The sequence below is a fragment of the Escherichia sp. MOD1-EC5990 genome (genome assembly GCF_002965285.1).
GTDB classification, from domain to species: domain Bacteria; phylum Pseudomonadota; class Gammaproteobacteria; order Enterobacterales; family Enterobacteriaceae; genus Escherichia; species Escherichia coli_F.
The window spans coordinates 15,448-35,066 of sequence record NZ_PTRV01000016.1 but is presented as its reverse complement, the minus strand read 5'-3'; the positions used below and the strand labels follow the sequence as shown (position 1 = coordinate 35,066).

At 51.1% G+C, this 19,619-nt stretch carries 19 protein-coding genes; 8 read left to right on the top strand and 11 right to left on the bottom strand.

From position 1 onward, the window contains the following. Positions 1-18 precede the first annotated feature (18 nt). Positions 19-639, top strand: a complete 621-nt coding sequence (rhtC, locus tag BEB42_RS17720; protein ID WP_000928831.1) for a threonine export protein RhtC — start codon at positions 19-21, stop codon at positions 637-639. A gap of 61 nt (positions 640-700) precedes the next feature. Here rhtC and rhtB read toward each other — a convergent pair whose 3' ends face one another. Further along, a complete protein-coding gene (gene rhtB, locus BEB42_RS17715) occupies positions 701-1,321 on the bottom strand; it encodes a homoserine/homoserine lactone efflux protein (protein WP_000171695.1) in 621 nt (206 codons plus the stop codon). 110 nt (positions 1,322-1,431) lie between these two features. On the opposite strand from rhtB, the gene pldB reads away from it, so the two are divergent. The 3 genes from pldB (at position 1,432) to bioP (ending at position 4,237) form a co-directional block, all read left to right on the top strand. Then, complete coding sequence (gene pldB / locus BEB42_RS17710) at positions 1,432-2,454, top strand: lysophospholipase L2 (protein WP_000487646.1); 1,023 nt, start codon at positions 1,432-1,434, stop codon at positions 2,452-2,454. 7 nt (positions 2,455-2,461) lie between these two features. Further along, positions 2,462-3,262 carry a sugar/pyridoxal phosphate phosphatase YigL gene (gene yigL / locus BEB42_RS17705; protein WP_000285347.1) on the top strand — a complete coding sequence of 267 codons (801 nt, stop codon included), beginning with the start codon at positions 2,462-2,464 and terminating at the stop codon, positions 3,260-3,262. Positions 3,263-3,337: 75 nt separating this feature from the next. Continuing rightward, positions 3,338-4,237 (top strand): biotin transporter, encoded by a 900-nt coding sequence (gene bioP / locus BEB42_RS17700; RefSeq protein ID WP_001196238.1) that lies wholly within the window; start codon positions 3,338-3,340, stop codon positions 4,235-4,237. Here the strand turns inward: bioP and metR are convergent. Next, positions 4,125-5,078: an HTH-type transcriptional regulator MetR gene (metR, locus tag BEB42_RS17695; RefSeq protein ID WP_000573627.1), complete on the bottom strand. Its 954-nt coding sequence runs from the start codon at positions 5,076-5,078 to the stop codon at positions 4,125-4,127. The genes bioP and metR overlap by 113 nt on opposite strands. A gap of 235 nt (positions 5,079-5,313) precedes the next feature. Between metR and metE the strand changes: the two genes are divergently transcribed. Beyond that, positions 5,314-7,575, top strand: coding sequence for a 5-methyltetrahydropteroyltriglutamate--homocysteine S-methyltransferase (gene metE / locus BEB42_RS17690; protein WP_000153991.1), 2,262 nt, complete (start codon positions 5,314-5,316; stop codon positions 7,573-7,575). A gap of 286 nt (positions 7,576-7,861) precedes the next feature. Here the strand turns inward: metE and BEB42_RS17685 are convergent, their stop codons facing one another. The 3 genes from BEB42_RS17685 to BEB42_RS17675 form a co-directional block, all read right to left on the bottom strand. Beyond that, positions 7,862-8,107: a MarR family transcriptional regulator gene (locus BEB42_RS17685; RefSeq protein ID WP_105267481.1), complete on the bottom strand. Its 246-nt coding sequence runs from the start codon at positions 8,105-8,107 to the stop codon at positions 7,862-7,864. After that, positions 8,097-9,245, bottom strand: a complete 1,149-nt coding sequence (gene tssD / locus BEB42_RS17680; protein WP_001280048.1) for a type VI secretion system tube protein TssD — start codon at positions 9,243-9,245, stop codon at positions 8,097-8,099. Before tssD ends, BEB42_RS17685 begins: the two co-directional genes overlap by 11 nt. Positions 9,246-9,636: 391 nt before the next feature. Continuing rightward, complete coding sequence (locus BEB42_RS17675; RefSeq protein ID WP_001353701.1) at positions 9,637-10,449, bottom strand: dienelactone hydrolase family protein; 813 nt, start codon at positions 10,447-10,449, stop codon at positions 9,637-9,639. A 261-nt stretch (positions 10,450-10,710) separates the two neighbouring features. Here BEB42_RS17675 and udp point away from each other — a divergent pair, with 261 nt between their 5' ends. Then, positions 10,711-11,475: a uridine phosphorylase gene (gene udp / locus BEB42_RS17670; protein WP_000045181.1), complete on the top strand. Its 765-nt coding sequence runs from the start codon at positions 10,711-10,713 to the stop codon at positions 11,473-11,475. Between the two features lie 210 nt (positions 11,476-11,685). On the opposite strand, the gene BEB42_RS17665 is transcribed toward udp, so the two are convergent. Genes BEB42_RS17665 through BEB42_RS17640 form a run of 6 tightly spaced genes read right to left on the bottom strand, consistent with a single transcriptional unit; the run spans position 11,686 to position 17,125 of the window. After that, positions 11,686-13,176 (bottom strand): tripartite tricarboxylate transporter permease, encoded by a 1,491-nt coding sequence (locus BEB42_RS17665; RefSeq protein WP_000463032.1) that lies wholly within the window; start codon positions 13,174-13,176, stop codon positions 11,686-11,688. Between the two features lie 12 nt (positions 13,177-13,188). Continuing rightward, on the bottom strand, positions 13,189-13,695 hold the full coding sequence (locus BEB42_RS17660) for a tripartite tricarboxylate transporter TctB family protein (protein ID WP_001093392.1): 507 nt from the start codon (positions 13,693-13,695) through the stop codon (positions 13,189-13,191). 16 nt (positions 13,696-13,711) lie between these two features. After that, positions 13,712-14,686, bottom strand: coding sequence for a Bug family tripartite tricarboxylate transporter substrate binding protein (locus BEB42_RS17655; protein ID WP_000589812.1), 975 nt, complete (start codon positions 14,684-14,686; stop codon positions 13,712-13,714). 24 nt (positions 14,687-14,710) lie between these two features. Continuing rightward, a complete protein-coding gene (locus BEB42_RS17650; protein ID WP_001116474.1) occupies positions 14,711-15,340 on the bottom strand; it encodes a 2-dehydro-3-deoxy-6-phosphogalactonate aldolase in 630 nt (209 codons plus the stop codon). Further along, a complete protein-coding gene (locus tag BEB42_RS17645) occupies positions 15,330-16,334 on the bottom strand; it encodes a 2-dehydro-3-deoxygalactonokinase (RefSeq protein WP_000016457.1) in 1,005 nt (334 codons plus the stop codon). The genes BEB42_RS17650 and BEB42_RS17645 overlap by 11 nt, the downstream gene beginning before the upstream one ends. A 23-nt stretch (positions 16,335-16,357) precedes the next feature. Further along, positions 16,358-17,125, bottom strand: a complete 768-nt coding sequence (locus BEB42_RS17640) for an IclR family transcriptional regulator (RefSeq protein ID WP_010362343.1) — start codon at positions 17,123-17,125, stop codon at positions 16,358-16,360. 215 nt (positions 17,126-17,340) lie between these two features. Between BEB42_RS17640 and rmuC the strand changes: the two genes are divergently transcribed. Together rmuC and ubiE are read left to right on the top strand one after the other, a co-directional pair. After that, positions 17,341-18,768: a DNA recombination protein RmuC gene (rmuC, locus tag BEB42_RS17635; RefSeq protein ID WP_000355274.1), complete on the top strand. Its 1,428-nt coding sequence runs from the start codon at positions 17,341-17,343 to the stop codon at positions 18,766-18,768. A 94-nt stretch (positions 18,769-18,862) separates the two neighbouring features. Then, positions 18,863-19,618, top strand: coding sequence for a bifunctional demethylmenaquinone methyltransferase/2-methoxy-6-polyprenyl-1,4-benzoquinol methylase UbiE (gene ubiE / locus BEB42_RS17630; protein ID WP_000227958.1), 756 nt, complete (start codon positions 18,863-18,865; stop codon positions 19,616-19,618). Position 19,619: the final 1 nt, after the last annotated feature.

Below are 19,619 nucleotides of genomic sequence, written 5' to 3'. Positions count from 1 at the left end.
TCTCCGCGAGTCAATTGTATGTTGATGTTATTCCTCACCGTTGCCATGGTTCATATTGTGGCGCTTATGAGCCCCGGTCCCGATTTCTTCTTTGTTTCTCAGACCGCTGTCAGTCGTTCCCGTAAAGAGGCGATGATGGGCGTGCTGGGCATTACCTGCGGCGTAATGGTTTGGGCAGGGATCGCGTTGCTTGGCCTGCATTTGATTATCGAAAAAATGGCCTGGCTGCATACGCTGATTATGGTGGGCGGTGGCCTGTATCTTTGCTGGATGGGTTACCAGATGCTGCGTGGCGCGCTGAAAAAAGAGGCTGTTTCTGCGCCTGCGCCACAGGTCGAGCTGGCGAAAAGCGGGCGTAGTTTCCTCAAAGGATTACTGACTAATCTCGCCAATCCGAAAGCGATTATCTACTTTGGTTCGGTATTCTCATTGTTTGTTGGTGAGAACGTCGGCACCACTGAGCGCTGGGGCATTTTCGCGTTGATTATTGTCGAAACGCTGGCGTGGTTTACGGTGGTTGCCAGCCTGTTTGCTCTACCGCAAATGCGCCGTGGTTATCAACGTCTGGCGAAGTGGATTGATGGTTTTGCCGGGGCGTTATTTGCCGGATTTGGCATTCATTTGATTATTTCGCGTTGATGCCAGACGCGTCATCAGAGTAAGTCGGATAAGGCGTTTACGCCGCATCCGACATTATTTTTCACGCATGTCTCGCCGATGCTAACAGCGCTCCCACCAGCATAAACAACGAGCCGAAAATCTTATTCAGCGCCTTCATCTGCTTTGGTCCTTTAATCCATAGAGCAATCCGTTGAGCAAGGGTGGCGTAACCGATCATCACAATAATATCGACCACAATAGTGGTGACGCCGAGCACGATATACTGCATCAGTTGTGGCTGCTGCGGCATGATGAATTGCGGAAAGAGCGCCGCCAGAAACACAATACTTTTGGGATTGGTGAGATTCACAAAAACTGCGCGCTGGAACAAATGTCGGCGCGATTGAGGAGAGGCCAGCGATTTAAGATCAATTGCACCAGCGGCGCGCCACTGCTGGATACCCAGCCAAATCAAATAAGCTGCGCCTGCCCACTTCAACACTTCAAACGCAATCACTGAGCGGGAAAATAGCGTTCCTAAACCCACGCCAACCAGCACAATATGTATTGCCAGCCCCGTCTGCAAACCGGCAATAGACGCCATCGCACCACGATAACCGTGATTGAGCGAGGTGGTCATGGTGTTGATTGCACCAGAGCCTGGCGACAGGCTTAAAATGATTGATGTTAGCAGGTAGGCAAACCACCATTCTAAGGTCATGATGAACTCCCGGTGTGTCTATTTTTGTGCCACAATACGCTACTGTCGCAGCGTTGTGTCAGACACGCTTAAAAAAACGATTTTACGTGGTTTAAGAGGCAGATTACCCGATGTTTCAGCAGCAAAAAGACTGGGAAACAAGAGAAAACGCGTTTGCTGCTTTTACCATGGGACCGCTGACTGATTTCTGGCGTCAGCGTGATGAAGCAGAGTTTACTGGTGTAGATGACATTCCGGTGCGCTTTGTCCGTTTTCGCGCACAGCACCATGACCGGGTGATAGTCATCTGCCCGGGGCGTATTGAGAGCTACGTAAAATATGCGGAACTGGCCTACGACCTGTTCCATTTGGGGTTTGATGTCTTAATCATCGACCATCGAGGACAAGGGCGTTCCGGTCGCCTGTTAGCCGATCCGCATCTCGGGCATGTTAATCGCTTTAATGATTATGTTGATGATCTGGCGGCATTCTGGCAACAGGAGGTTCAGCCCGGTTCGTGGCGTAAACGCTATATACTGGCACATTCGATGGGCGGTGCGATCTCCACGTTATTTCTGCAACGCCATCCAGGTGTATGTGACGCCATTGCGCTAACTGCGCCAATGTTTGGGATCGTGATTCGTATGCCGTCATTTATGGCGCGGCAGATCCTTAACTGGGCCGAAGCGCATCCACGTTTTCGTGATGGCTATGCAATAGGCACCGGGCGCTGGCGCGCGTTGCCGTTTGCTATCAACGTACTGACCCACAGCAGACAGCGATATCGACGTAACTTACGCTTCTATGCTGATGACCCAACGATTCGCGTCGGTGGGCCGACCTACCATTGGGTACGCGAAAGTATTCTGGCTGGCGAACAGGTGTTAGCCGGAGCGGGTGATGACGCTACGCCAACGCTTCTCTTGCAGGCTGAAGAGGAACGCGTGGTGGATAACCGCATGCACGACCGTTTTTGTGAACTCCGCACCGCTGCGGGCCATCCTGTCGAAGGAGGACGACCGCTGGTAATTAAAGGTGCGTACCATGAGATCCTTTTTGAAAAGGACGCAATGCGCTCAGTCGCGCTCCACGCCATTGTTGATTTTTTCAACAGGCATAACTCACCCAGCGGAAACCGCTCTACAGAGGTTTAAATTTCTTATGTACCAGGTTGTTGCGTCTGATTTAGATGGCACGTTACTTTCTCCCGACCATACGTTATCCCCTTACGCCAAAGAAACTCTGAAGCTGCTCACCGCGCGCGGCATCAACTTTGTGTTTGCGACCGGTCGTCACCACGTTGATGTGGGGCAAATTCGCGATAATCTGGAGATTAAGTCTTACATGATTACCTCCAATGGCGCGCGCGTTCATGATCTGGATGGCAATCTGATTTTTGCTCATAACCTGGATCGCGACATTGCCAGCGATCTGTTTGGCGTGGTCAACGACAACCCGGACATCATTACTAACGTTTATCGCGACGACGAATGGTTTATGAATCGCCACCGCCCGGAAGAGATGCGCTTTTTTAAAGAAGCGGTGTTCAAATATGCGCTGTATGAGCCAGGATTACTGGATCCGGAAGGCGTCAGCAAAGTGTTCTTCACCTGTGATTCTCATGAACAACTGCTGCCGCTGGAACAGGCAATCAACGCTCGTTGGGGCGATCGCGTCAATGTCAGTTTCTCTACCCTAACTTGTCTGGAAGTGATGGCGGGCGGCGTTTCAAAAGGCCATGCCCTGGAAGCGGTGGCGAAGAAACTGGGCTACAGTCTGAAAGATTGTATTGCCTTTGGTGACGGGATGAACGACGCCGAAATGCTGTCGATGGCAGGTAAAGGCTGCATTATGGGCAGTGCGCACCAGCGTCTGAAAGATCTGCATCCGGAGCTGGAAGTGATTGGTACTAATGCCGAAGACGCGGTGCCGCATTATCTGCGTAAACTCTATTTATCGTAATCGTTCTTTATTTAGTCAGTTGTCAACCTGATACTTCGCTACAATGGATACTCGTTAATCAAAGAGTTTTCCATTGTGGCGCTACTTATCATCACCACGATTCTGTGGGCCTTCTCCTTTAGCTTTTATGGCGAGTACCTTGCGGGGCACGTCGATAGCTATTTTGCAGTGCTGGTGCGCGTTGGCCTGGCGGCACTCGTGTTTCTGCCGTTTCTGCGTACCCGTGGCAATAGCCTGAAAACGGTCGGTCTGTATATGCTGGTGGGCGCGATGCAGCTTGGCGTGATGTATATGCTGAGTTTTCGCGCCTATCTCTACCTGACGGTCTCCGAACTGTTGCTGTTCACCGTACTGACGCCGCTCTACATCACGCTGATTTATGACATCATGAGTAAGCGCCGTCTGCGCTGGGGTTATGCTTTTAGCGCCTTGTTGGCGGTGATTGGTGCCGGGATTATTCGCTATGATCAGGTCACCGACCACTTCTGGACTGGCCTGCTGCTGGTGCAACTCTCCAATATCACTTTTGCCATCGGCATGGTGGGTTACAAACGCCTGATGGAAACTCGTCCGATGCCACAGCATAACGCCTTTGCGTGGTTCTATCTTGGCGCGTTTCTGGTGGCAGTGATTGCATGGTTTTTGCTGGGAAATGCGCAGAAAATGCCGCAAACCACGCTGCAATGGGGCATTCTGGTGTTTCTTGGCGTGGTGGCCTCCGGAATTGGCTACTTTATGTGGAACTACGGCGCGACGCAGGTGGACGCCGGAACGCTGGGCATTATGAATAATATGCACGTTCCGGCAGGGCTGTTGGTTAACCTGGCTATCTGGCACCAACAGCCGCACTGGCCAACGTTTATTACAGGCGCGCTGGTGATCCTGGCCTCACTGTGGGTGCATCGTAAGTGGGTCGCTCCGCGCTCTTCACAAACGGCAGATGATCGCAGGCGTGATTGCGCGCTGAGCGAATAAACGCTTCTGTAATCGGCTGACGCTGCTCGCCATCGCGCACGGCGGCGTACAGTCGGCTCCACAATCCTTCGCCCAGGGTTTTGGTGACCACCAGACCCTGGCGTTCAAAACTCTCCACCACCCAGTGCGGTAGCGCAGCGATGCCCATCCGTGCGGCAACCATCTGAATCAACAACAAGGTGTTATCGACGCTTTTCAGTGACGGGCTAACGCCTGCGGGCTGAAGAAAATGCCGCCAGACATCCAGTCGGCTACGCTGCACCGGATAAATTAACAGCGTCTCGCTGGCGAGATCTTCCGGCGTGATTCGCGTTTTTGTCGCCAGTGGATGGTCAGGTGCCAACACCAGACGCACTTCATAATCGAACATCGGCGAATAATGCAGGCCACTGCGCGGCAGAATATCGGAGGTCATCACCAGATCCAGCTCACCCTGCTGCAACGCGGGCTGCGGGTCAAACGTCACGCCCGATTTAAAATCCATCTCCACCTGCGGCCAGTTCTTATGGAAATTTTCTAACGCGGGCGTCAGCCACTGAATACAGCTATGGCACTCAATGGCAATGCGCAGGCGCGTCTGCTGCGGTTCATTGCAGGCTTGCAGTGCCTGGCTGATTTGCGGCAGCACCTGATTCGCCAGTTGCAACAGGATTTCTCCCTGCGGTGTAAACCGAAGCGGCTGGCTTTTACGCACAAATAGCCGGAAGCCAAGGCGTTGTTCCAGATCGCTAAACTGGTGAGACAGGGCGGATTGCGTTTGATGCAACGTCGCCGCAGCGGCTGCGAGTGAGCCGCAGTTCCGCAACGCTTGTAGCGTTTTCAGGTGTTTTACTTCGATCATGAAAGTCCTTCACTTCGGCATGAATAATTTGCGCTTGAGGAATATACAGTAACCGCCAATTATGGATGTGTAAACATCTGGACGGCTAAAATCCTTCGTCTTTTAAATTTATGGTGCGTTGGCTGCGTTTCTTCACCCCGGTCACTTACTTCAGTAAGCTCCCGGGGATGAATAAACTTACCGCCTTCCCTAAATTCAAAATCCATAGGATTTACATATAATTAGAGGAAGAAAAATGACAATATTGAATCACACCCTCGGTTTCCCTCGCGTTGGCCTGCGTCGCGAGCTGAAAAAAGCGCAAGAGAGTTATTGGGCCGGGAACACCACGCGTGAAGAACTGCTGGCGGTAGGGCGTGAACTGCGTGCTCGTCACTGGGATCAACAAAAGCAAGCGGGTATCGACCTGCTGCCGGTGGGCGATTTTGCCTGGTACGATCATGTACTGACCACCAGTCTGCTGCTGGGTAACGTTCCGCCACGTCATCAGAACAAAGATGGTTCGGTAGATATCGACACCCTGTTCCGTATTGGTCGTGGACGTGCGCCGACTGGCGAACCTGCGGCGGCAGCGGAAATGACCAAATGGTTTAACACCAACTATCACTACATGGTGCCGGAGTTCGTTAAAGGCCAACAGTTCAAACTGACCTGGACGCAGCTGCTGGAGGAAGTGGACGAGGCGCTGGCGCTGGGCCACAAGGTCAAGCCCGTGCTGCTGGGACCGGTTACCTACCTGTGGCTGGGTAAAGTGAAAGGTGAACAGTTTGATCGCCTGAGCCTGCTAAACGACATTCTGCCGGTTTATCAGCAAGTGTTGGCAGAACTGGCAAAACGTGGCATTGAGTGGGTACAGATCGACGAACCCGCACTGGTGCTGGAACTGCCGCAGGCGTGGCTGGACGCCTATAAACCCGCTTACGACGCGCTCCAGGGCCAGGTGAAACTGCTGCTGACCACCTATTTTGAAGGCGTAACGCCAAACCTCGACACCATTACTGCGCTGCCTGTTCAGGGGCTGCATGTCGATCTCGTACATGGTAAAGATGACGTTGCTGAACTGCACAAGCGTCTGCCTTCTGACTGGCTGCTGTCTGCGGGTCTTATCAATGGTCGTAACGTCTGGCGCGCCGATCTTACCGAGAAATATGCGCAAATTAAGGACATTGTCGGCAAACGTGATTTGTGGGTGGCATCTTCCTGCTCATTGCTGCACAGCCCTATCGACCTGAGCGTGGAAACGCGTCTTGATGCAGAAGTGAAAAGCTGGTTTGCCTTCGCCCTGCAAAAATGCCATGAACTGGCATTGCTGCGCGATGCGCTGAACAGTGGTGACACGGCAGCTCTGGCAGAGTGGAGTGCACCGATTCAGGCGCGTCGTCACTCTACTCGTGTACATAATCCGGCAGTAGAAAAGCGTCTGGCGGCGATCACCGCCCAGGACAGTCAGCGTGCGAATGTCTATGAAGTGCGTGCTGAAGCCCAGCGTGCGCGTTTTAAACTGCCCGCGTGGCCGACCACCACGATTGGCTCTTTCCCGCAAACCACAGAAATCCGTACCCTGCGTCTGGATTTCAAAAAGGGTAATCTCGACGCCAACAACTATCGTACGGGCATTGCAGAACATATCAAGCAGGCCATTGTTGAGCAGGAACGTCTGGGTCTGGATGTGCTGGTGCATGGTGAGGCCGAGCGTAATGACATGGTGGAATACTTTGGTGAGCACCTCGACGGTTTTGTCTTTACACAAAACGGTTGGGTACAGAGCTACGGTTCCCGCTGCGTGAAACCGCCGATTGTCATTGGTGACGTTAGCCGCCCGGCACCGATTACCGTGGAGTGGGCAAAGTATGCGCAATCGCTGACCGACAAACCGGTGAAAGGGATGCTGACTGGCCCGGTGACCATTCTCTGCTGGTCGTTCCCGCGTGAAGATGTCAGCCGTGAAACCATCGCCAAACAAATTGCGCTGGCGCTTCGTGATGAAGTGGCCGATCTGGAAGCCGCTGGAATTGGCATCATCCAGATTGATGAACCGGCGCTACGCGAAGGTTTACCGCTGCGTCGCAGCGACTGGGATGCCTATCTCCAGTGGGGCGTGGAGGCTTTCCGTATCAACGCTGCCGTAGCGAAAGATGACACGCAAATCCACACTCACATGTGTTACTGCGAGTTCAACGACATCATGGATTCGATTGCGGCGCTGGACGCAGACGTCATCACAATCGAAACCTCGCGTTCCGACATGGAGTTGCTGGAGTCGTTTGAAGAGTTTGATTATCCAAATGAAATCGGTCCTGGCGTCTATGACATTCACTCGCCAAACGTACCGAGCGTGGAATGGATTGAAGCCCTGCTGAAGAAAGCGGCAAAACGCATTCCGGCAGAGCGTCTGTGGGTCAACCCGGACTGTGGTCTGAAAACGCGCGGCTGGCCAGAAACCCGCGCGGCACTGGCGAACATGGTGCAGGCGGCGCAGAATTTGCGTCGGGGGTGATGAGTATTAACGAGTCACTGTAAATTGCAGTACGATGAAAGAGGCAAAACTGCCTGATACCAAGTCTACATAATTTATTCAATTTATTGAATTTTCAAGATTTAGTTGGCCAGATAAGGCGTTCACGCCGCATCCGGCATGAACAACACGCACTTTGCCAATAATCTGATGGCTTCCATCACCGGAAGCCATTTTGCTATCTGCGGCCGTTCAGACACAGAAATAACCGAATCATTTTTTTCGCAAAATATAATCCTGAGCGATTTGTTCAGTAATCAACGCTACGTTATTTATTCTCACTTTTCACGAGATTGTATCCCTTATCAGTAACGTGGTAGTGAGGCATAGACTTATGTCCGCTATCCTCAATAATAACCAAACCCTCGTTAGCTAATTTGTTAACAATGTTAACAACATTACCGAATCCTGGAGTTTGCCTTATAGATAGTGTGCGATCGAGATTCATCCAGTTCCAGTTTATATCTTTCTCAGCCATAACTTTCAGTATGTTAATTTCAGTTTCAGTTATCATAGTCAAGTGCGTCCTGGTGGTATAAGTCATTAAGTTCTCCCTTAAGTTTATAATCTTCTAGAGTAGCAGTATGCGTATGATTCCAGAGTGCATAGCCTGCGTCACCATCAGGTTGTCCTGTTTCCCAACCAAGATTACAGTAACGCTGATATTCCCGACATTCATGAGTATAGAAGTTAAGATCTACTTGTTCTGGGGGGATTTTTCCTTTCTCAATGTCTTTCAGTCTATTGATCATCACTTCATTTACAGGGTCATGACCAAATCTGGCTATGTGTTTTTCAACAATAGCGATACCTTCCCTGTTGATTGTTACGCCATCTGTCGTCAGATTTTCTATTGGACCACCGGCAAGGTCGGGATTAAATGGTCTTCCTGATACTGCTCCTCTGGCTCCGAAATGCTCAAGTGATTCCAAATCAGGGAGTCTCATTCTCCCCAGAACTGCTCCAGCAACTATTGAAGCACCAGCGATGAGTAACCCTTTGTTATCCATAACTTGATCGTAACCAGCAGGTGCATCTCCCCCCAACTTGTTTGCTGTTTCCCTGAATCCTTCGATATTCCCATTGTATATGCCGCCAGCAGCAAGCAGTCTGCCAACAGCTTTACTATTGAGTGTTTTGAGGCCATTATCATCTTTAGTTTTTGGCCGTGGTATAAACAGACGATTGTAGTTATCGGGAAATGCCAAATAACTAAATTCAGTATTAGCAATCAGATGCCTGGAGAGTATATATTCATAACTGACAGTGATGGTTTCTGTATCCAGATTGTTCTCCGTAAACAGGTGATTGATTGCTGATAAGAGCGCGCCGCGGAGTTGAATGTTGTAATATTTCTCCCATCGACCAAATCTATTGATCCGATAGAAGTCAAACTCCATGAACAACTGCTCGTTATTGTTAATAGCGTTAATAAGTAACGGGGAGCTTTTGTCAATCAACTTACAGAAACTAAGGCCATGCAAATGTGACCCTTTTCCTGTATTCGTAATACTATTAGAGAGCGAGAATGCGAAGATTTCATCTTCATGACCAATCTGCCAGCGATTACCTATTGATGTGCTCGTTCCACAACGAGAGGAAATACATCCGTGTTGTTCTCCGGTTATGGTCAGGTAGATAATATCACTCATCCTTGAAAAACCTTTTGTTAATTTTTTTGTGAAAGAAAAATAGTATTGTTATTTTTTACCTTTATTTACGCCTAAAAGGGATGAACTAAAATGTGAAAAACAAAATGTTTCACTTTAATATCTTTTTATCAGGAAGGTCTGAGGTAATTTATAATTAATGTGAATGTGTTGATAATAATTAATGTTTGTTTGAGAATGGGAGTTGATGGTAAATCTTTAAGGTGTCTGCCAGTGAAGAGACTCATTTATGACTATGACTTGCCGACTTTCTTAAGGTCAAATAGCGGAGTCGTGCTCTCCAATCAATTCATACTGATTATTTTTTGGGGGACAGAGATGGCAGCAAAACGCATTCGTTCACTCACCATCTCAAATATAGAATAAGAGGAAACTAATTCCGTTTCCCACCATACCGCTTAAACCACTCCAGCATACGCTGCCAGCCATCTTTCGCCGACTCAGCATGATAGCTCGGGCGATAATCGGCGTTGAATGCATGCCCGGCATCCGGGTAGACGATAATCTCTGCTTTCGCATTAGCAGCCCGCAGCGCCTGGCGCATGGTTTCAACGCTCTCCTGCGGAATGCTGTTATCCTGACCACCATATAAGCCGAGAACCGGCGCGTTAAGATCGGTTGCGATATCAACAGGTTGTTTCGGTGAATTCAGCGACTTATCGCCTGTCAGTTTGCCGTACCATGCCACCGCCGCTTTCAGTTGCGGGTTATGCGCAGCATATAGCCAGGTGATACGTCCACCCCAGCAAAATCCGGTGATCATTAAGCGATGAACATCGCCGCCGTTGCGTGACGCCCAACTGGCGACATGATCGAGATCGGCCAGCACCTGCGAGTCAGGCACTTTTGCTACCAGACCGCTAAGCAGCGTAGGGATATCGGCAAAATCATTCGGATCGCCTTCGCGGAAGTAAAGTTCAGGTGCGATAGCCAGATACCCCTCCAGCGCCAGACGGCGACAAATATCGCGGATATGTTCATGCACGCCAAAAATTTCCTGCACTACAATGACCACTGGTAGTAGGCCATCGCTCTGCTTTGGTCTGGCATGGTAAGCAGGCATGTTATCCCCTTGTGAAGGGATAGAGGTGATGCCTGCTACAATCGCGTCATCCGGGGTCTGAACGATGGTCGAAGCGAGAGGTGATGCAGCAGGTGCAAATCCAGATTGTTGTGTTGTTGCCATGGTATTCTCCGTACCCTTATAAAAATGTTGCGCAATGTTAACTATAGTCAGCATGCAACAAATCACATTGCCTGAATCGGCTCATCTTTTATGCAGTCATGCAGAATGAAGAGTGATTTATGTGATTCGCATCACTTTTGCTGGGTAAATTTATGCAACGCATTTGCATCAAGGTGATGAGTGTCACGAAAAAATGTTAAACCCTTCGGTAAAGTGTCTTTTTGCTTCTTCTGACTAAACCGATTCACAGAGGAGTTGTATATGTCCAAGTCTGATGTTTTTCATCTCGGCCTCACTAAAAACGATTTACAAGGGGCTACGCTTGCCATCGTCCCTGGCGACCCGGATCGTGTGGAAAAGATCGCCGCGCTGATGGATAAGCCGGTTAAGCTGGCATCTCACCGCGAATTCACCACCTGGCGTGCAGAGCTGGATGGTAAACCTGTTATCGTCTGCTCTACCGGTATCGGCGGCCCGTCTACCTCTATTGCGGTTGAAGAGCTGGCACAGCTGGGCATTCGCACCTTCCTGCGTATCGGTACAACGGGCGCTATCCAGCCGCATATCAATGTCGGCGATGTGCTGGTGACCACGGCGTCTGTTCGTCTGGATGGCGCGAGCCTGCACTTCGCTCCGCTGGAGTTCCCGGCTGTCGCAGATTTCGAATGTACGACCGCGCTGGTTGAAGCGGCGAAGTCAATTGGTGCCACCACTCACGTTGGTGTGACGGCTTCTTCTGATACCTTCTACCCGGGTCAGGAACGTTACGATACTTACTCTGGTCGCGTAGTCCGTCACTTTAAAGGTTCTATGGAAGAGTGGCAGGCGATGGGCGTAATGAACTATGAAATGGAATCTGCAACCCTGCTGACCATGTGTGCAAGCCAGGGCCTTCGTGCCGGTATGGTGGCGGGCGTTATCGTCAATCGTACCCAACAAGAGATCCCGAATGCTGAGACGATGAAACAAACCGAAAGCCAGGCGGTGAAAATCGTGGTGGAAGCGGCGCGTCGTCTGCTGAAATAAAAAAAGCTCCCTGGCTTAGGGGAGCATTCCGATTGTTGTTAACGTGTGCTTTGTTCATGCCGGATGCGGCGTGATCGCCTTACCCGGCCTACAAAAGCATGCAAATTCAATATATTGCATTTCTGTGGTAGGCCTGATAAGCGCAGCGCATCAGGCAATTTAGCGTTTGTCATCAGTCTCATACTCCCCAACGTCGGGGAGCGATATCAATTACTGACGCCGTAAGCGCATAATTTTGCGTATTATTGGCGTCAGTAGCGTAAAGGCTGCCAGTGTCAGCAATGCCAGGGTTATCGGTCGGGTATACAGAAAGTCGAGTGACCCACCAGAAAGCGACAGCGCACGGCGAAAATTACTTTCCGCCATTGGCCCCATAATCAATGCCAGCACTACGGGTGATGCCGGATACCCCCCTTTTTGCATGAAATAGCCCACCACGCCTGCAATCAGCATAATGCCAACATCAAACAGGCTATTGTTCAACGCATAAGTCCCGACCACACAAAGTGCGAGGATCATCGGCGTGAGAATATTGCCGGGGATCTTCACCACGTTACCGATGACTTTCAAAGAGAGCAGTCCAAGAACTAGCAGCATGAAGTAACAAAAGATCATGCCGACAAACAGCGTATAAACCATATCGCCGTGGTCGGTAAACATCAGTGGGCCTGGCTGCATCCCTTGTAACGTTAACGCGCCCAGCATGATGGCAGTTACCGCATCGCCTGGGATCCCCAACGTCAGCATAGGTAACAATGCGCCACCGGTGCAGCCATTCGCGCCTGCCTCACAGGAGGCCACCGCCTTAATCTCACCCTTACCAAAGTTTTCAGGCGTCTTACTGAAACGACGAGTTTCGTTATAGGCAACAAAAGCTGCAATATCTGCCCCCGCACCGGGGATCATGCCGATAAAAACCCCTAATCCTGATGAGCGCAAAATGGTTAATGCGATGCGGCGTAGCGTTTGCCAGGGCAGTAACAGACTGCCGATAGCCACGTTCGCGCTCTGACGAATATGCTGATTTTGTTCCATAGAACGGAACGCTTCTGAAGCAGCAAACAGACCAATCATCACCGGGATAAATGGCACATTCATCAGTTCCACAAACCCGCCCGTAAAGCGTGGAAAACCGCCCATCGGATCGAGGCCTATCGTTGCGATCAGTAATCCGCCAACCCCGGCAATCAGCCCTTTAATCAGTGACTCACCGGAAATACTGGCAATAATACTTAGTCCGAAGGTTGCCAGGGCGAAGGACTCCGAGGCACTAAATTTCAACGCCCAACTGGCAAGTACCGGAGAGAGAAACATCAATACGATAATGCTGAGCGTTCCACCGCTAAAAGAAGAGAACGTGGCGGCACTTAATGCCAGCCCGGCTTTTCCCTGCTTCGTTAACTCATAACCGTCAATGGCGGTGGCAGCGGCGGCAGGCGTACCGGGAATTTTGAGCAAAATTGCGGTGATAGAACCACCATACACACCACCAAAAAAGACACCGCAAATCATCAACAAGCCAGAAACAGGCTCCATGCCGTAGGTGAAAGGCAGCAAAATCGCCACACCCATGGTCGCTGTCAGGCCAGGCAGAGCGCCAATCATAATACCCAGTATCACTCCAAACGTGGCAAACAGCAGCGCCTGAGGATTACTGAGTAATGTCGAAAACCCCTGAGTTAAAAGTTCACTTTCAAACATTGCAGGCCCCTGTTATTCGAAAAATGTGCCGACAGGCAATGGCACCTGTAACGCTTCGACAAACAGCAACCAGAGGATTGCCGTTAACAGCAGCGCAATACCCGGTGTGAGTACCCATCGCCTGTAGCCCATCAACGTCATAATGACGATGAGGAAAACAGGAGTAGTAATGAGATAACCGCAGTAGCTCATCGCCACAATATAAAACGCGGTTGCCGCAATTCCCGTTGCCGTTTTCCTGAATGCCGGTTTTTCCTGTGCGTTGGCGCAAGGGACTGGTTTTGCCAGCAAAAGATCGCGTATCACCAGTAAGACAGCGAGCACAATCAGAGCGCAGGCATAGAAAGTAGGGAAGGCACTTGCACCGGGATCCGTTTCAATGGCAGTTGCTGGAAAATCAGCGGCATTAATTATCACCGCGCCAGCAACCACACAAAGTAACAGCGCCACCACCACAGTGGATGAAAAGCGCTTGCGGTGCGGTACGGCGAGTTGAGCAACAGACTGTTTTGTGTTCATCGACCGTACCTCGGGATTATTTTTTCAAGCCCAGCCGAGTTAGTAACTCGTCAAAGTACTTTTCCTGTTCGTTGATTTGGGTCTGGAAGCTGGCACCATCAAGCCATGCATAGTTGAGATTCAACTTTTGCAGAGCATCCTGGAATGCAGGCTCTTCAGCCGTCTCTTTTGCGGCCTTAGCCAGAACATCAACCACATCCTGCGGCGTTTTTTGCGACACAATCAGGCCGCGCCAGGTGCCGATGGAGAGATCAACGCCTTTCTCTTTTAACGTCGGGACGTCAGGCATGGTTTTCATACGTTCATCCGCCATCACTACCAGTGTCTTCAGCTTGCCGCCTTTCACATGATTGATAACTTCACCTGGGCTTACGGAAACCGCTTCAATATGCCCGCCTAACAGGCCTGTAATGGCAGGGGCTGCGCCGTCATATGGGACATGAGAAAACTTCACGCCCGTTTTGTCTTCCAGTGCAGCTGCCGCCAGATGCCAGATTGCTCCGGTGCCTGAGTTACCAATGCGTACTTTTCCGGGATTCGCTTTGGCGTAAGTCATAAATTCTTCATAGCTATTCCACGGTGCATCGGCACGGACGGTGATAGCCGCAGGATCCGCATTCAGACGGGCAATGGGTTTAAAGTCGCTGGTTTTAAAACGCACCATTCCGAGACTGGGAAGGGTGGTCAGTTCAACCGTGCCTAAACCCATTTTGTAACCGTTAGGGCGGGCAGCGGCGATTTCACTCAGGCCGATAGCGCCGCCACCGCCAGGTTTATTGATAACCCCGATGCTGACGGGCAAATGGTTTTTGGCGGCATCAGCAAAGGCACGGGCAACCAGATCCGTACCGCCTCCGGCCGCGTAGGGTACGACTAACTCGATCTGTTTGGTTGGCCAGGAGGCCGCCTGCACAGGCGCAGTGCTGAGGGCAGCGCCGGCAAGAAGTACCATTGCAGCCATTTTTTTCGGTAAGGTAAGATGTTTTATCATTGCTTTTATATCCTTATTTATCAGTTATTTGCTATTTAAATTGTTCCATGCGTTCATAAACAGTACTGCATTTTCATAGACTTGCTCTGGCGTCATGCCGGGGCGATATAGCGCAGAACCGAGGCCAAAGCCGTTTGCGCCGTGGCTCAGATAACGCGCCATTGTGTCTGGAGTGATACCGCCAACCGGTAACATCGGAACGGATTGTGGAATAACCGCACGCCAGGCTTTGGTGACTTCAGGCGTAATTTGTTCAGCCGGGAACAGCTTGATGGCATTGGCGCCATGTTCAATGGCAGCAAAAGCTTCGGTGGGCGTAGCGACGCCAGGCGCACAATACATACCCAGCGCACGGGCACGACGGATCACCGCAGTATCGCAATGCGGCATTACGATAATCTGGCCTCCAGCCTCTTTAACCGCGACGACTTGCTCCACCGAAAGCACCGTTCCGGCTCCGACCAGGCAGTCCTTAGGCAGGGCGTCGCGCAGTAAACTGATACTTTGCAACGGCTCCGGCGAGTTCATGGGAATCTCAATCAGGCGAAATCCAGCGGCATACAGCTTTTCACCGATGGCGACAATCTCATCCGGTTTCACGCCGCGTAAAATGGCGACTAACCCGGTTTTTTGCAAAAGCGTATTAAATGGCATGAGTACATTCCCTGGCGTTGGTGGAGAGTAGCCCGGCAGCGTGGGCGATTCGCCATAACCCCTGTTCAGTGGCATTAGGAATGGCGTGTAGCTGTCTGTCGGGAAAAACGTGGCTGAATGCTTGTGAATAGCGGCTGTTCAGAGTGGCGCTACCGATTAAGGCGATCGGTGTTGTGGCGGGTAAATCACGTAGCAAACTGGATGCCAGACCGCATAATTCATGGCCTATCAGTAATCCTGAAAGGTAATCCCCCTGTGAGGACGGCGTAAGATTACTGGTCAGCAGGCGCGAACGGGTCGAAAACAGCGTCGATAATAATCCGGTCTGATGATGCTCTTGTGCCGCTGTCAGCCCGTGGGCGAAGGCATCCCAGTGCGGTTCATCTCCCGAACGCATGGTGGCACCGAGAATCGAATGGCGGGATAAAACATCAAATAACTCGCCTGTCATAAAGGTTCGAAAATCGGTAATGGTGTTGTTTTCAACTACCGCCCATTTCGCATGTGTGCCAGGTAAGCCAATCAGCACAGGCATACCCTGGCGGAGCGCGTTTTGCAGGGCCGGTTCCATCGAGATAGCACCGAAGATTTGTGTCTCTTCGCCACGCATCACTTCGGGCATTTCACCTTCTTTAATCACGCCGGGAATGATGTGCAGCATTGTCTGCTGCTGGTAGATAACAGGCGTCAACTGCTTTGCCAGACCCTCGAGAGTGACCGGGCAAGGTAAATAAGCTGCGGGTTGCCACCCTTGCGCACTGCCGATCATGCCGCAAGCCAGAATCGGGCATGGGGATTGTGCCAGCCAGTCGCCGCAGACACGTAAAAACGTATCGTGGAAAGCGTCCTCACGTGTTGCTGCCTGGGAGGGTAATTTCATGATCCCCCACGGGAATTCACGTTTTTCTTGTGGATTTGGTGAGTCGCCAAAACGCCATGCCCGAAGCGATGACGTTCCCCAGTCCAGGGCAATAAATGAGGTGTTTCCCGACATTAGCCGTTTCCTTTAGTCATGGTTTATTTATTTTTGCGGACGTGCTTACCCCAGCCCAGTTCAGCGGATATCTCTTCTGCACAGGATTTGACGTAAGGTGCCAGTTCTTCCAGACGCGCCAGTGACATATACGTAGTGGTACTGGCGACAGAAATAGCCGCCACAATTTCATCCCGGGCGTTGTAAACCGGCGCTGCAACGCAACGGATAGTCGGCTCGTTCTCTTCCAGATCAAAAGCAAAACCACTGGCGGCATAACGACGCATGTTCTGAATAAATGTGCCCAGTTTTGTTTCATCACCACAGGTCTTAAACAGCGTGCGCCACTCTTCTTCTGTTCGGTTGAGGATCAATGCCTTGCCGATGCCGGTGATTGCCAGTGGCATGCGATGGCCTGGGCGTGAGCGCATTTCCAGCCCACGCTGACTGTTGATCTTCTCCAGATACAGCACTTCGTCGCCTTCAACGATCCCCAGATGCACGGTGTCCAGGGTGTAACGGGCCAGACGCTGCAAAACGGGCAGCGCAATTTCGTACAGCGAGGTGCTTTCCAGCGCTCTGGCACCGAATTCGATCAGTTTGGCGCCCAGTTGGTAGCCCTGCGTTGGGACGTGGCGCAGGTAGCGTTGTTCCACCAGAACGGTGACTAAACGATGGGTTGTGCTCCGGGTCGTGCCGGTGAACTCGCCGATACTTTTCAGGTCATGGCAGCCGTTATAAACAGCATTAAGAACCGCCAGCCCGCGTAATAACGTTTGTGCGCCAGCGGTGGTTGAAGAGGTATCTGCCATACGTTTCTCCTGATGATATTGCTGAAGTGTTCCACATAATGACGTGGGGAAAAGGTGATATATCCCACAATATAAACTACGTCTCATATTGTGGGATAAAATAATAAAAATTAAGGATCGTTTTGCGTAGCGCCTCGCAGGAAACTTCTTTCAAACTGGACGTTTGTACAGCACAATTCTATTTTGTGCGGGTAAGTAATGAGGCTGGAGGCGTTGTGGATATCTCAATCATGGTTTACGCAGTTATTGCGTTGGTGAGCGTGGCGATTGGCTGGCTGATTGCCAGTTATCAGCATGCGCAGCAAAAAGCCGAGCAATTCGCTGAACGTGAAGAGATGATCGCGGAGTTAAGTGCGGCAAAACAACAAATTACCCAAAGCGAACATTGGCGTGCTGAGTGCGAGTTACTCAATAATGAAGTGCGCAGTCTGCAAAGCATTAACACCTCGCTGGAGGCGGATCTGCGTGAAGTCACCACGCGAATGGAGGCCGTACAGCAACATGCTGACGATAAAATTCGCCAAATGATCAACAGCGAACAGCGCCTCAGTGAGCAGTTTGAAAACCTCGCCAACCGTATTTTCGAGCACAGCAATCGCCGGGTTGATGAGCAAAACCGTCAGAGTCTGAACAGCCTGTTGTCGCCACTACGTGAACAACTGGACGGTTTTCGTCGTCAGGTTCAGGACAGTTTCGGTAAAGAAGCACAAGAACGCCATACCCTGACTCACGAAATACGCAATCTCCAGCAGCTCAACGCGCAAATGGCCCAGGAAGCGATCAACCTGACGCGTGCGCTGAAAGGCGACAATAAAACCCAGGGCAACTGGGGCGAGGTAGTATTGACGCGTGTGCTGGAGGCTTCCGGTCTGCGTGAAGGGTATGAATATGAAACCCAGGTCAGCATCGAAAATGACGCCCGCTCGCGGATGCAGCCGGATGTCATCGTGCGGTTGCCGCAGGGCAAAGATGTGGTGATCGACGCAAAAATGACACTGGTCGCCTATGAACGCTATTTCAACGCAGAAGACGACTACACCCGCGAAAGCGCGCTACAGGAACATATCGCGTCGGTGCGTAACCATATCCGTTTGCTGGGACGCAAAGATTATCAACAGCTGCCGGGGCTGCGAACCCTGGATTACGTGCTGATGTTTATTCCCGTTGAACCCGCTTTTTTACTGGCGCTTGACCGCCAGCCGGAGCTGATCACCGAAGCGTTGAAAAACAATATCATGCTGGTTAGCCCGACCACGCTGCTGGTGGCGCTGCGCACTATCGCCAACCTCTGGCGCTATGAGCATCAAAGTCGTAACGCCCAGAAAATAGCCGATCGCGCCAGCAAGTTGTACGACAAAATGCGCTTGTTTGTCGATGATATGTCCGCGATTGGTCAAAGTCTGGACAAAGCACAGGACAACTATCGCCAGGCAATGAAAAAACTCTCTTCAGGTCGCGGAAATGTGCTGGCGCAGGCAGAAGCGTTTCGCGGTTTAGGAGTAGAAATTAAACGCGAGATTAATCCGGATTTGGCTGAACAAGCGGTGAGCCAGGATGAAGAGTATCGACTGCGGTCGGTACCGGAGCAGCCGAATGATGAAGCTTATCAACGCGATGATGAATATAATCAGCAGTCGCGCTAGCCCATTGGGGGTAGTTAAGCCGGGTAGAAATCTAGGGCATCGACGCCCAATCTGTTACACTTCTGGAACAATTTTTTGATGAGCAGGCATTGAGATGGTGGATAAGTCACAAGAAACGACGCACTTTGGTTTTCAGACCGTCGCGAAGGAACAAAAAGCGGATATGGTCGCCCACGTTTTCCATTCCGTGGCATCGAAATACGATGTCATGAATGATTTGATGTCTTTTGGCATACATCGTTTGTGGAAACGCTTCACGATTGATTGCAGTGGCGTACGCCGCGGGCAGACCGTGCTGGATCTGGCAGGCGGTACTGGCGACCTGACAGCGAAATTCTCCCGCCTGGTGGGTGAAACTGGCAAAGTGGTCCTTGCTGATATCAATGAATCCATGCTCAAAATGGGCCGCGAGAAGCTGCGTAATATTGGTGTGATTGGCAACGTTGAGTATGTTCAGGCGAACGCTGAGGCGCTGCCGTTCCCGGATAACACCTTTGATTGCATCACCATTTCGTTTGGTCTGCGTAACGTCACTGACAAAGATAAAGCTCTGCGTTCAATGTATCGCGTTCTGAAACCTGGCGGCCGACTGCTGGTGCTTGAGTTCTCGAAGCCGATTATCGAGCCGTTAAGTAAGGCCTATGACGCTTACTCCTTCCATGTGCTGCCGCGTATTGGCTCACTGGTCGCGAACGACGCTGACAGCTACCGTTATCTTGCTGAATCTATCCGCATGCATCCCGATCAGGACACCCTGAAAGCTATGATGCAGGATGCTGGATTCGAAAGTGTCGACTATTACAACCTGACGGCAGGGGTTGTGGCGCTGCATCGTGGTTATAAGTTCTGAC